Source organism: Pseudomonas saxonica (assembly GCF_007858365.1).
GTDB lineage: Bacteria > Pseudomonadota > Gammaproteobacteria > Pseudomonadales > Pseudomonadaceae > Aquipseudomonas > Aquipseudomonas saxonica.
Window position 1 is genome coordinate 24,770 of sequence record NZ_VFIO01000008.1, and the last position, 12,587, is coordinate 37,356.

At 56.9% G+C, this 12,587-nt stretch carries 10 protein-coding genes; 4 read left to right on the top strand and 6 right to left on the bottom strand.

Annotated features, from left to right (window positions below; translation table 11 throughout):
• Positions 1-53 precede the first annotated feature (53 nt).
• From FJD38_RS18070 to FJD38_RS18085, 4 genes are all read right to left on the bottom strand, one after another.
• Entirely contained in the window at positions 54-2,603 is a 2,550-nt protein-coding gene (locus FJD38_RS18070; RefSeq protein ID WP_122783083.1) for a TonB-dependent receptor, read from the bottom strand.
• A gap of 119 nt (positions 2,604-2,722) precedes the next feature.
• Positions 2,723-3,673, bottom strand: coding sequence for a FecR family protein (locus FJD38_RS18075; RefSeq protein ID WP_146386718.1), 951 nt, complete (start codon positions 3,671-3,673; stop codon positions 2,723-2,725).
• Positions 3,670-4,209: an RNA polymerase sigma factor gene (locus tag FJD38_RS18080; protein WP_146386720.1), complete on the bottom strand. Its 540-nt coding sequence runs from the start codon at positions 4,207-4,209 to the stop codon at positions 3,670-3,672. Before FJD38_RS18080 ends, FJD38_RS18075 begins: the two co-directional genes overlap by 4 nt.
• 105 nt (positions 4,210-4,314) lie before the next feature.
• On the bottom strand, positions 4,315-5,340 hold the full coding sequence (locus FJD38_RS18085) for a DUF4917 family protein (RefSeq protein WP_146386896.1): 1,026 nt from the start codon (positions 5,338-5,340) through the stop codon (positions 4,315-4,317).
• A 137-nt stretch (positions 5,341-5,477) separates the two neighbouring features.
• Between FJD38_RS18085 and yiaY the strand changes: the two genes are divergently transcribed.
• Positions 5,478-6,626 (top strand): L-threonine dehydrogenase, encoded by a 1,149-nt coding sequence (gene yiaY, locus FJD38_RS18090; RefSeq protein ID WP_122783087.1) that lies wholly within the window; start codon positions 5,478-5,480, stop codon positions 6,624-6,626.
• A 235-nt stretch (positions 6,627-6,861) separates the two neighbouring features.
• Here the strand turns inward: yiaY and FJD38_RS18095 are convergent, their stop codons facing one another.
• Entirely contained in the window at positions 6,862-8,385 is a 1,524-nt protein-coding gene (locus FJD38_RS18095; protein ID WP_122783088.1) for a fumarate hydratase, read from the bottom strand.
• A 350-nt stretch (positions 8,386-8,735) separates the two neighbouring features.
• Between FJD38_RS18095 and FJD38_RS18100 the strand changes: the two genes are divergently transcribed.
• A complete protein-coding gene (locus FJD38_RS18100; protein WP_146386729.1) occupies positions 8,736-9,674 on the top strand; it encodes an iron-sulfur-binding ferredoxin reductase in 939 nt (312 codons plus the stop codon).
• Positions 9,675-9,702: 28 nt separating this feature from the next.
• Positions 9,703-10,452, top strand: coding sequence for an enoyl-CoA hydratase-related protein (locus tag FJD38_RS18105; protein ID WP_146386731.1), 750 nt, complete (start codon positions 9,703-9,705; stop codon positions 10,450-10,452).
• Between the two features lie 71 nt (positions 10,453-10,523).
• Here FJD38_RS18105 and pyk read toward each other — a convergent pair whose 3' ends face one another.
• A complete protein-coding gene (gene pyk, locus FJD38_RS18110; RefSeq protein ID WP_122783091.1) occupies positions 10,524-11,975 on the bottom strand; it encodes a pyruvate kinase in 1,452 nt (483 codons plus the stop codon).
• 186 nt (positions 11,976-12,161) lie between these two features.
• On the opposite strand from pyk, the gene FJD38_RS18115 reads away from it, so the two are divergent.
• Positions 12,162-12,545: a tetratricopeptide repeat protein gene (locus FJD38_RS18115; RefSeq protein WP_122783092.1), complete on the top strand. Its 384-nt coding sequence runs from the start codon at positions 12,162-12,164 to the stop codon at positions 12,543-12,545.
• Positions 12,546-12,587 lie beyond the last annotated feature (42 nt).

Genomic DNA, 12,587 nt, shown 5'->3' on the forward strand with positions numbered 1-12,587 from the left:
TCTCCTCTCCCTTTGGGAGAGGGCTAGGGTGAGGGTGCTTCTAAAGGGTGCTTTTAAAAGAACCGCGTCACGCTGATCTTGGCATTGCGCCCTTGGCTGTAGGCGTTATCACCACTGAGCATCGGCTGGTAACTCTTGTTGAACAGGTTGTCCACGGTGAAATTGACCTCCGTGCCTTTCAGGTAACGCTGCTGCGGTGTCCAGTTGGCAAACAGGCCTTGCACGTTATAACCGTCGTTGGCGAATTGGTCGTAGTAACTGTCGCCCAGGGCACTTAGCGGATTGCTGCCGTACTTGTCGCTCGGCAGTCGGTCGGTCTTGCGAACAAATTCGCCTTTCCAGCCCACCTTCGCATCCCAGCCCGGTATTTTCGTGCCTAGCACGGCAATCCACTTGGGCGCCGGAATATCACGTGCCCAGACATTGGGCCCCCACGGGTTGGTGTAAGCACCTTCATGTTTCCCGGTCATCCATGCATATGAAAGGGAGCCGAAGATGTACGTCGAGTCGTAGAAGCTTTCAACCTCAAAACCCTTGATGGTGACGCTGCCAATGTTGCGGTAGTTCGGGATGTTGCCCGGGCCGCAGTCTTTGGACACGCTGCCTGCGGGCGTTTGAGCGGCACACCCTACACCCGTGGCCTTGAAGATTTCATGGTCGACGGTGTTTTGAAACAACGTCGTACGGATCAGTGCGTGGTCGTTATCCCCAAAAATCTGATCAAAGTTGGTGATGTTGCCTGCACGCCAGCCGGTAATTTCTTCGGGCTTCAAATTCAGGCTGGTGGCCGTGCGGCTACCGATACCCTGAAGCTCATACTGCTCGTCAATCACCGGGGCGCGCCAAGTTTTGCTGAAGTTGATAAACAACGCGGTTTTCGGCGTGATTGTCCAAAAAGCAGACAGTCGCGGCGACCAGCCGGTGTAGGTTTTATCGCTGTAATCGTGACCTAGTTCGGGGTGGTTGTAATACGGCGCGTCGTTTTCCTCGCCACGATTGCGCACATGGTCGTAACGCAGGGACGGCGTCAGAGTGAAGTTGCCGAGGGTGATCGCGTCCTGGACGTAGAAACTGTTGGTATCGACTTTGCCCTTGGGCATGAAGTTGGGCTGGTAGTGGCCGTAGTTGTATTTTTCTACTTCGTAGGACTTGCCCGGCATCCACATGTCGACGTCACGCTTATGCTTGCGCAACTGCACACCGGTGGTGACTGCATGGTCTAAAGGGCCTGTGGGAAACAGGCTGATGTTTTCGACCTGGAGCATGTCGTCGGTATAGCCTGTTTCCATCTTGCGGCCGCCCGTGGAAGGCTGGAAGTAAGCCTGTTCGCCTCGGGTGTCGGTTTGTTCGGTATTGGAGTGCGAGAACTTCACCTCCAGATCCACCAGCGGATTATCGATCGGCTCGTATTTGTATTGGGTTGACCAGGTGGTGTCGATGGTCGAACGGTTGGACAAGTAGCGCCGGGACGCCACGTCATAGCCGTACTTGTCGATGTTGGCCTGGCTCGGCGGGGCGGGATAGCTGATCGCCGAAAAAGGCACCCACAGGTAGTTGTTCGAGCGTGAATACGACATGGCGACGCTGTGTTCATCGTTCAGGTGCACATTGAGTTTGAGCAGTTGTGCGTCAAGATCCTGAGCGGTATTGGGCAAGCGCTTGGGGTTTACCGGGTAAGCATTTTTAGGGTCGGGCATATGACCGGCCAGTTTCATGTCGTCGCCATCGCGTTTGGTGTAATACACCAGTGCATCGGCACGTCCATCGTCGGTGCGGCCATAGACGGCGCCACTGTAGACCTGTTGATGGTCGTTGCTGCTGTAGCCGTACTTGAGCATGGCGCCGGTATTTTTACCTTCTTGGAGCAAGTCCGGAGCGTCTTTGGTTTCCATGTGCACGGCCCCTGCAAACCCGCCGTTGCCGGTGTGAATATCGTGCGGGCCTTTCTCGACTTCAAGGCGTTTGATCAGCTCAGGTTCGATAAAGATCGTGCCTTGCATATAACGCTCAAAGCCGCTTTTGGTTGCACCGTCCACGGTCATCTGGATGTCTTCGGCTTCACCCATGCCCCAAATATTGATGGTTTGACCACCGGGTTTAAGCGAGCCGCCCAAGTTGATGCCCGGTAACGTGGCCAACAGGCTGGGGATGTTGTTGGACTGGTAACGGTTGATTTCAGTTTGTGTCATGGTCGATTTGCCGACGTTGCTGGAGTCGACTTCATTGCCATTACCCACCACGCTCAACGCGCTCAACTCCAGGCTGTTGCTGGTGGTAGTGCCTTCTTCCCGGGGGCGCACCACGTAGGTGCGGTCGACTTGAATCAAGCTGAAATCGGTGCCCTGGAGCAGCGTCTGGATAGCTTCCTGGGGGCTGTAGGTGCCTTTAAGGGCAGGCGCTTGCACATTGCGCAACAGGTCTTCATCGAATAACAACTGGATATTGGCTTGCTGCGCCACGTCACTCAGGGAGCTGGCCAGTGACTGCGTCGGCAGTTGCCACTGGATTGCGTCAGCCTGGGCTTGCACGCTGATAGCCATGCACACGGCGAGCAGCGTAGGGCGTGTGCATACGTGTGAGAAGTGATGTGGTGCGCGAAACATGAAATCCCCCAGTGCGGCAACAAAGGCCAAAAAGACATGCGCTAACAACGCAGACCAGAGGAAGACGCGGCACCGGGGAAAAACCACATATGCGAATGTAAAATATTCGCATATGTATTTTATCGAGGTTCTATGCGGATTTTGCCGCTTTCCAGCAGTACGGTTTTGACCGGAATCAGGGCGGGCAGCGCTTTGACCAATGCCAGCGGATCATTGACGTCAAGATTGCCCGAAACCTTGTACCGGCCCAGTGGGCCTTGGGCCAGTTGAATCACGCCGGGTCGGTACAGATCCAGTTCATCCACCAGGCTGGCGAGTTCGCGATTGCGAAAGGCCAGATGGCCGCTGCGCCAGTTGGCGATTTCATTGGCTGCGAGGGTGTGCTCTTGCAACGTGCCTTGGGCGAAGTCATAGGTGGCACGTTGTTGTGCGCCGAGCAGCGTAGCGGTGTTGGGAGCGGGAGCAAAGGCGACCTTGCCGTGGGCGACACTGACCACCAGTAGGCGTGCGCTGCGGCGTACGTCAAACCCTGTGCCCACGACTTTTATTCGGGCATCACCGGCATGCACCACCAGCGGCTGTTCTTTGTTGGCAGCGACTTCGATATAGAGCTGGCCCTGATCGAGGTAAATATCCCGTTGCTGAGCGTTGAAGTCGATGCGTAGCCGGGTGTTGGCGTTGACGTTCAAGGTACTGCCATCGGGCAGGCGTAGGGTTTTGGCACCTTGGCCCAAGGTGGCGACCTGCTGTTGATACAGCGCCTGCGCCGTGCCGAGGTTGACGGCAAACAGCGCGCACACAAGTGCTGCGGCGGTCGCCAGTGCAAAAGCCGCCGCACGCCGGGCGGGTTTTTTTACAGCAAAGGTCTGCGGGGTGTGCAGTTCTTCACATTCGCCCAAATCAGCCCATAGGCTCTCAAATTCGTTGTACGCCTGAGCATGCGCCGGGTTGGTCTGCCAGGCTTCGAATTGTTCACGGGTGCGCGCGCTGTGTTCGTTGCGATTACGGGCAAACCAGCGTGCCGCCTGCGCGTCGATGCTGTCGTTATCAATGGATTGAAAAGGGCTCATTCTGGCTGCTCCTTGCCGCTGTCCCGTTGGAGGTGTTGCTTGCAGTGCAACAAGGCGAAGGCAATGTGCTTTTCTACCATGCTGACGGAGATACCCATGCGGTCGGCAATCTGCGCCTGACTCAAACCTTCAAAACGGTGCAGCATAAGGGCTTCACGGCGTCGGGGCGAGAGCTGGGCCAACACCGCTTTGAGTTGTTCCAGGCGTTGCAGACGTTGCGCAGCGGCCATCGGATCATCCTTCTCGTCGCTCAACGGTTCGGGTTCACTCTCGATGTGCCCGTTGTGTACGGAGTGGCGCACCTGTTGGCGGCGCCAATGGTCGCGCAGCAGGTTGCGCGCCATCTGGAACAAAAACGCCCGTGGCTGCTCGACTTTGGCCCGGTCTTGATAACCCAGCCACTGCGTGAACACATCCTGTGTCATGTCAGCGGCATCGCTGGCGTTATCTGTGCGCTTGCGCAGGAAGTGCAGAATCGGCGTGTAGAGCTCGCGAAAGGCTTCGGCCACCAGCGGGTCGGGTTTGAAGCGAGACATGAAGATCCTTGTGGGTGCTGCGATGCAAATAAGTCGCGAATGATATCGAGAATTATTGCTATCTGTCTCGCTTGATTATGCGTGATCCCGTCATGCGGGGTTTGATTAAACCTCTAACGGAACTGAATGTTGCGGATAGCCCAATGGGTGAGTTTTGGCGTTATAGAAGCGTAATGTCAGATTTTTGTCTGCAAATAGTGCCGCGTAGTGGTTTTTCTGGAAGCGAACAAAGGCTTCGCTGCGCGGGTAAATAGAGATGCACAGTGTTTTCAGCGGGGCTTGGCGCAATGCGTCGATGAGGTGCTGATCCTGCTCGCCCAGACTGTGGCCAAATACGCACAGGGCGTCTTTGTGAGCCATCAATTGTTCATGGCAGAAAGACAGGTAGTCACATTGACGTATGGATTTACGTTTGTCGTCGCTGCTGCTCTCGCTGATAAACAGTGGCACATCGTCCAGCGCACTGATTGAGTGATTGATCGCAAAGTTGCTCAGTAACGTGGGTTGCGAGCCAGTGAGCTTGCGGGCTTTACCTTCCTGATTTTTGACCAGATGCAGTGCACCGTGCAGGTAGAGCACACGGGTGGCCTTGCTTTTGGTCAGGGCGGTGTTCAGTTCGAAGGTGGCGGTGGCCGTGTCGAACAGGTCGTTGAAATTTTTCGGTGCCTGCATCAGGGCCCAGGGGGTGAGCAGGTCGTAGTTGGAGCAGTACACCGTGGCATACCGCGCCAGTTCTGTGTTCCAGCAGGTCAGCGTCTCAGGCTGCATCAAGCGCCAAGGGATGTGCACGTCCTGCATGCTGTTGATCAGCGCTTCTTTAATGGCGTAGTAGCGTTTGCGCGGTGAGGCCGAGTTGATAGCCAGTGCTTTGTTGACCTTGCTCGCCGTTTTAAGGGCGCTCAGCACCTGCTCGAAGTTTCGTGTGCTCAGCGCCTCAAATACGCTGAGTTCGGTTTGGCTCAGGGGCTTTTCGGCAATGCTTTTGGTTTTTTCAAACAGCGATTCGTAATAAAAGTCGTGCCATACGGCCATGCTTGCACCGTTACCCAGTAGCAGCCCGCTGCACGGTGTGCTGGCGCTCAGGGCATTCCAGTCTTCAAGTTGGGCGTCAAATTCCTGAAAAGGGGTCATCACTAATAGGGTCTCAGGGCGTGGGCGATGTAGGACTTTATCACGCTCATGTGTTGAGCCAGATCAACATTGGTGCATACAGATTGGGGGAAGCTGTGAGGACCGATTTAGCCAGTGACCCGCCAAGAGGACTCGCCATGACCAGCACTTTCTTTATTCCTGCCGTAAATATTATGGGTAACGGTTGCCTTGATGAAGCCATGGTTGCGATTAGCAATTATGGGTTTCGCAAAGCCTTGATCGTGACTGACGCCGGGTTGGCCAAGGCGGGTGTTGCCACTCTGATCGCTAAAAAGCTGGAAGAGCAGGACATAGACTCGGTTATTTTCGACGGTGCCAAACCGAACCCGAGCATTGCAAACGTCGAAGCGGGCTTGAAGGTGCTAAAGCAGCATCAGTGCGACTTTATTGTGTCGCTGGGCGGTGGATCGCCCCATGACTGCGCCAAAGGGATTGCGCTGTGCGCCACCAATGGCGGGCATATTCGCGATTATGAAGGGGTTGATCGCTCGGCCAAGCCTCAGCTGCCGCTGGTTTCGATCAACACCACGGCAGGGACTGCCAGCGAGATGACGCGGTTTTGCATCATCACCGATGAGGAGCGGCACGTAAAAATGGCCATTGTTGACCGTAACGTAACCCCGTTACTGTCGGTCAACGATCCTGAGTTGATGGTGGCCATGCCTAAAGGGCTGACCGCGGCGACGGGTATGGATGCTTTGACCCATGCCATTGAAGCGTATGTGTCGACGGCAGCCACGGCGATTACCGACGCATGTGCAATCAAGGCGATGGAGTTGATCAGCCAGAACCTGCGTCAAGCCGTGAATGACGGCAAGGATTTAACCGCGCGGGAGAATATGGCTTACGCGCAGTTCCTCGCCGGGATGGCGTTTAACAATGCGTCGCTGGGTTTTGTGCATGCGATGGCGCATCAGCTGGGCGGTTTTTACGACTTGCCACATGGCGTATGTAATGCGGTGCTGTTGCCCCATGTGCAAACGTTTAATGCCAGTGTCTGTGCGTCTCGCCTGACCGATGTGGCGCATGCCCTGGGAGCCGATGTGCGTGGTTTGAGCCCGGAAGAGGGCGCGCAAGCGGCCATTGCGGCGATCAGAACGTTGGCCAAGGATGTTGAAATTCCTGCGGGCCTGCGGGATTTGGGGGCCAAAGTGGAAGATATTCCGTTGCTGGCGACCAATGCCCTGAAGGATGCGTGCGGTTTTACCAATCCGCGCAAGGCAGATCAGGGGCAGATTGAAGAAATTTTCCGGAATGCGTTTTGATTTGATAACGCTCCCTCATCCCAACCCTCTCCCAGAGGGAGAGGGGGCTGATCTGAGGTGTTGCGCACATGTGCTTTTGCTTTTGGTTCCCTCTTTGCGGCGGGAGAGGGGTCTGATATCTGCTTTGCTTTTAGTCCCCTCTCCCTCTGGGAGAGGGCTAGGGTGAGGGTGTTTTTGACAAGCAAAAAAAGGCCGGGCTATTAACCCGGCCTTTTCGTGTCCGACGTATCCGTGCTTACTGCACTTCTACCGCCAGGCTTTCGCTGATTTTCTTCTGCCAGATGGCCGGGCCGGTAATGTGTACCGACTCGCCCTTGCTGTCGACTGCCACGGTCACAGGCATGTCTTTAACATCAAACTCGTAGATCGCTTCCATGCCCAATTCGGCAAAGGCCACCACGCGTGATTTCTTGATGGCCTGAGCCACCAGGTACGCTGCGCCACCCACGGCCATCAAGTACACCGCTTTGTGTTCTTTGATCGCTTCAATGGCGGTAGGGCCACGCTCGGATTTGCCGATCATGCCCAGCAAGCCGGTCTGATCGAGAATCTGGCGGGTGAACTTGTCCATCCGCGTAGCGGTAGTCGGGCCTGCCGGGCCAACCACTTCGTCACGCACTGGATCAACCGGGCCAACGTAGTAGATGAAGCGCCCCTTGAGGTCCACCGGCAAGGTTTCACCCTTGTTCAGCATTTCAACCATGCGTTTGTGCGCAGCGTCACGACCGGTCAGCATTTTGCCGTTCAGCAGGACAGTTTCGCCCGGCTTCCAGCTCTGTACGTCTTCCGGAGTCAGGGTGTCGAGGTTGACACGGCGGGCCGACGGGCCAGCTTCCCAGACGATTTCCGGGTAAGCGTCCAGCGGTGGTGCCTCGAGGGAGGCAGGGCCGGAGCCGTCCAGCACGAAGTGAGCATGACGGGTGGCAGCGCAGTTCGGGATCATGCACACCGGCAGTGACGCGGCGTGGGTCGGGTAATCCATGATTTTAACGTCGAGCACGGTGGTCAGACCGCCCAGGCCCTGAGCGCCGATACCCAGTTGGTTAACCTTTTCGAACAACTCGATACGCATCTCTTCGATACGGTTGGACGGGCCGCGTTTGATCAGGTCATGAATGTCGATGGATTCCATCAACACTTCCTTGGCCATCACCGCTGCTTTTTCCGCCGTGCCGCCAATACCGATACCCAGCATGCCCGGTGGGCACCAGCCCGCGCCCATCGTCGGAACGGTCTTGAGCACCCAGTCAACGATCGAGTCGGACGGGTTGAGCATGGCCATTTTCGATTTGTTCTCGGAACCGCCACCCTTGGCGGCTACGTCCACTTCCACGGTGTTGCCCGGAACGATGGAGTAGTGGATGACGGCCGGGGTGTTGTCCTTGGTGTTGCGGCGAGCGCCGGCCGGGTCGGCCAGAATCGATGCGCGCAGGACGTTTTCAGGCAGGTTGTAAGCGCGACGCACGCCTTCATTGATCATGTCGTCCAGGCCCATGGTGGCGCCATCCCAGCGCACGTCCATGCCCACACGCACGAAAACGGTGACGATGCCGGTGTCCTGACAGATCGGGCGGTGGCCTGTGGCACACATGCGCGAGTTGATCAGGATTTGCGCCATCGAGTCACGGGCCGCTGGCGATTCTTCGCGCAGGTAGGCTTCGTGCATGGCCTGGATGAAGTCCACGGGGTGGTAGTAGGAAATGAATTGCAGGGCGTCAGCTACGCTCTGAATCAGGTCGTCTTGCTTGATCACGGTCATGGGTCGCGCTCCTCTATAAGACGGGAACATACAATCAATAAGGTGTTTGCGACCTTGGTGCATCGGTCTGTCGAAAACATCTTTGCTAGGCCTACCGGCACGCATGACCGGTACAAAAACGGCGCGGCAGTATAACCCGGCATAGCCCGTGATACACCCGCCGGGTGTCAAACGAAGGTAGGGGGGTGTGGAGCGGATCAACCGTAGCAGTTGCCGAAGGCTACGTCCGATGGCGAAGCCGTCGTAGAATCAGCCATCGCGGACTTTCATTCAGACCGCACTTTCAGTTCTTACGATCGCTGCGCAATCGAACGTAGCCTTCGGCAACTGCTACGAATCAGGAGGCCAGAGTGCCCAAGCTACACGTTGCCGACCAATGCTGGCCAGTTGCAAACGGCAGCAATTTACTCGATGCCTTGAATCAAGCCGGTGTAGCGGTGCCTTACAGTTGCCGCGCGGGCAGTTGCCATGCGTGTCTGGTGCGCTGCGTGCAGGGTGAACCGGCTGACCTCAAGCCCGAAGCGTTGAGCCGGACACAGCGAGAGCAGGGCTGGCGTTTGGCCTGTCAGTGTCAGCTGGTCGGCGATCTGCACATCGAGGTGTTTGATCCGCGTCGTGATGGCGTGCCCGCGCAAGTGCAGTCGCTCGACTGGCTCAGTCCCACGGTATTGCGCTTGCGTCTGGCGCCGCAACGTCCCTTGCGTTACCGGGCGGGCCAGCATGTGGTTTTGTGGGCCGATAACCACATTGCGCGCCCTTATTCGCTGGCCAGCCTGCCGGATGAGGATCGCTTTCTGGAGTTTCACATCGATTGCGCCCATCCCGGTGAGTTCGTCCAGGCGGCCAGAGCATTCAACGTGGGTGATGCCGTGCGTTTGGGCGAGTTGCGGGGCGGCGCGTTGCGCTACGATCCTGACTGGCAAGAGCAGCCCCTTTGGCTACTGGCCTCCGGTACGGGACTGGGGCCATTGTTTGGCGTATTGCGTGAGGCATTGCGACAGGATCATCAAGGCACGATCCGTGTGGTGCATGTGGCGCGCGATGAGCAGGAGCACTACCTGAAGCATGAATTACTGGCCCTGGCGCACGCCCACTCCAACCTAGAACTTGAATTCCTTGAGCGCAAGCAGTTGCCTGATTTTCTAGTCCGCATGCGTCTTGTCAGCCGTCAAACCCACGCTCTAGTCTGTGGTCATCCGGACAGTGTCGAGGCATTTGCCAAGCAATTATTTCTGGCCGGGCTGGGGCGCAATCAACTGCTGGCGGATGCTTTTCTGACCCGCAGTTGAGCGCCGTTTTCAGAAGGAGAGGGCGGGCATGACGCAAGACATCGTTATCGAACGCGAAGGTGCGGTGCTGACATTACAGCTCAATCGCACGCACAAGAAAAATGCGTTGACCCGCGAGATGTACAGCGCGTTGGCGAAGGCACTGGAGCAGGCCGATGCCGATGCGTCGGTGCATGCAGTGCTGCTGACCGGCTCCGCCGAGTGTTTCACCAGTGGCAACGATATTGGTGATTTTCTGCAGCAGCCGCCGGTGGACATGCAAAGCCCGGTGTTCTGCTTTATGCGCAGCCTGCTGGAATGTCGCAAGCCAGTAGTGGCGGCTGTTGCAGGGGCTGCTGTGGGTATTGGTACAACCTTATTGCTGCATTGCGACCTGGTCTATGTCAGCGCAGATGCTCGATTACGCATGCCCTTCGTTAACTTGGGACTAAGCCCTGAGTTCGGTTCAAGTCTATTGCTGGCGCAGGTGGTTGGGCCGGTGAGGGCAGCGCAGTTGCTGTTGCTGGGCGAAGGCTTCAGTGGTGGGCAGGCGGCAGACTGGGGGCTGGCCAATAGGGCGTTGCCCACGGGTGTTGCCGCTATTGAAAAAGCCCGCGAAGCGGCGCACAACCTGGCACGTATGCCTGCGGCGGCGGTACAGGACAGTAAGCGTTTGATGAAGGCTGCGGGGCGCGCGCAAATACGTCAGGTGATAGAAGATGAGAGTTGGCTGTTTATTCAACGGCTGAGCTCACCCGAGGCGGTGGCGGCACTGTCGGGCTTTATGAATAAGGCATAAGTCATCTTGTATCTATGGAAAAGCCCCGGCTGATCACTCAGACGGGGCTTTTGATTACGGCCTGTTAAGGCTTAAACCATTTTGTCGCCGACATGCAGAATCTTCATGCCATTGGTGCCACCGATGGTGTGGTAGCTGTCGCCCTTGGTCAGGATGACCCAATCGCCTTTTTCAACGACGCCGCGCTTGAGCAGCTCGTCGATGGCGGCCTGGCTGACCTGTTCTGGCGGCAACGAAGCCGGGTCGAACGGCACGGTGTAAACGCCCCGGAACATGGCTGCGCGCGCTTGGGTTTCACGGTGCGGGGAGAACGCGTAGATCGGCACCGAGGAACGAATACGCGACATGATCAGCGGCGTATAACCACTCTCGGTCAGGGCGATGATCGCTTTGACACCCGGGAAATGGTTGGCGGTGTACATGGCCGCCAGCGCAATGCTCTGGTCACAGCTTTCGAAGGTCTTGCCGATACGGTGGCTGGAAGTTTTGCTGGTCGGGTGCTTTTCAGCGCCGACGCAAATACGCGCCATGGCTTGCACCGCTTCCAGCGGATAAGCACCGGCAGCACTTTCAGCTGAAAGCATTACGGCATCGGTGTAGTCGAGAACGGCGTTGGCAACATCGGACACTTCGGCACGTGTTGGCATCGGGTTCTGGATCATCGACTCCATCATCTGGGTCGCAACGATCACCGCTTTGTTGTGGCGGCGTGCGTGCAAGATGATTTTCTTCTGGATACCGACCAGTTCAGCGTCGCCGATTTCAACACCCAGATCGCCACGGGCAACCATTACGGCGTCGCTTGCCTTGATCAGGCCGTCGAGGGTTTCGTCGTCGGCTACCGCTTCGGCGCGCTCAATCTTTGCCACCAGCCAGGCAGTACCGCCGGCTTCGTCACGCAGCTGGCGGGCGTATTCCATGTCTGCAGCGTCGCGTGGGAACGACACAGCCAGATAGTCGACCTGCATTTCTGCGGCCAGCTTGATGTCAGCCTTGTCTTTTTCAGTCAGGGCCGGTGCAGTCAGACCGCCACCACGACGGTTGATGCCTTTGTGGTCGGACAGCGGGCCGCCGATCAGCACGGTGCAATGCAGTGCGTCGTCAGTGGCAGTGTCGACACGCATCACCACGCGGCCGTCATCGAGCAGCAGTTCGTCACCGACGCCGCAATCTTTTACCAGATCGGGGTAGTCGATACCGACCACTTGTTGGTTGCCTTCGGTCAACGGATGGCTGGTGGAGAAGGTGAATTGATCACCGACTTTCAGCTCGATCTTTTTGTTGGCGAATTTGGCGATACGAATTTTCGGGCCTTGCAGGTCACCCAGCAGGGCGACGAAGCGGCCATGTTTGGCGGCGATGTCGCGCACCAGCTTGGCACGGGCCTTGTGCTCATCGGGAGTGCCGTGGGAGAAGTTCAGACGGGCAACGTCCAGGCCAGCCAGAATCAGCTGCTCCAGCATTTCCGGTGAGTTGCTGGCAGGGCCAAGGGTGGCAACGATTTTAGTTCGACGAACAGACATGCAAAGACTCCTGAGTTCAAGCGCTGCCAAAGGCTACTATGGTCTTTGGCTGTAGTCATTGTTCCTCTGCACTACTTTAGGCTTAAGTTGTGGTGCATACGGTCTGTGGAAGTTTTGTCGCGTTCCTTTCCAGCCGTCAAGAATTTACCCGTGGGGTCGATAGAATGTTTAGAACAGGAGATACCCATGCGTTTATTACTCGTTTTGCTGGTCGCCGGCAGTATGGTCGGCTGCACACGGTGGTCGATGAATCACCATCTCAATAGCGCTTATCGTGCCTATGACCAGGGCAACTGTGAGGCGGTCATGCTGGAGCTGTCCGAAGTCGATCGCGAAAGCCGGAACCGTCCTTATATCTGGCCGCAAACGGCGATGATGCGCGGGCTGTGTCTGGAACGTACGAAGTTTTATCTGGATGCTGGCCAGACCTATCAATGGATTATCACCGAATTTCCGAAGAGCGAATGGGCCTACCGGGCCAAGGCGCGAATTGAGACCTTGCGTATTCTCAAGTTCATTCCCGGCCCGGCAAACAATCAAGCTATTACCACGCTGCCGTCTACGATTTAAGGGAGGTGCAGGTTGATCTGGCTAATGGCCATCAATCGGCTA

Excerpts from the sequence above, each read along its gene's own strand:
- FJD38_RS18070 (WP_122783083.1), bottom strand. The coding sequence starts at position 2,603 with ATGTTTCGCGCACCACATCACTTCTCACACGTATGCACACGCCCTACG.
- FJD38_RS18075 (WP_146386718.1), bottom strand. The coding sequence starts at position 3,673 with ATGAGCCCTTTTCAATCCATTGATAACGACAGCATCGACGCGCAGGCG.
- FJD38_RS18080 (WP_146386720.1), bottom strand. The coding sequence starts at position 4,209 with ATGTCTCGCTTCAAACCCGACCCGCTGGTGGCCGAAGCCTTTCGCGAG.
- FJD38_RS18085 (WP_146386896.1), bottom strand. The coding sequence starts at position 5,340 with ATGACCCCTTTTCAGGAATTTGACGCCCAACTTGAAGACTGGAATGCC.
- yiaY (WP_122783087.1), top strand. The coding sequence starts at position 5,478 with ATGACCAGCACTTTCTTTATTCCTGCCGTAAATATTATGGGTAACGGT.
- FJD38_RS18095 (WP_122783088.1), bottom strand. The coding sequence starts at position 8,385 with ATGACCGTGATCAAGCAAGACGACCTGATTCAGAGCGTAGCTGACGCC.
- FJD38_RS18105 (WP_146386731.1), top strand. The coding sequence starts at position 9,703 with ATGACGCAAGACATCGTTATCGAACGCGAAGGTGCGGTGCTGACATTA.
- pyk (WP_122783091.1), bottom strand. The coding sequence starts at position 11,975 with ATGTCTGTTCGTCGAACTAAAATCGTTGCCACCCTTGGCCCTGCCAGC.
- FJD38_RS18115 (WP_122783092.1), top strand. The coding sequence starts at position 12,162 with ATGCGTTTATTACTCGTTTTGCTGGTCGCCGGCAGTATGGTCGGCTGC.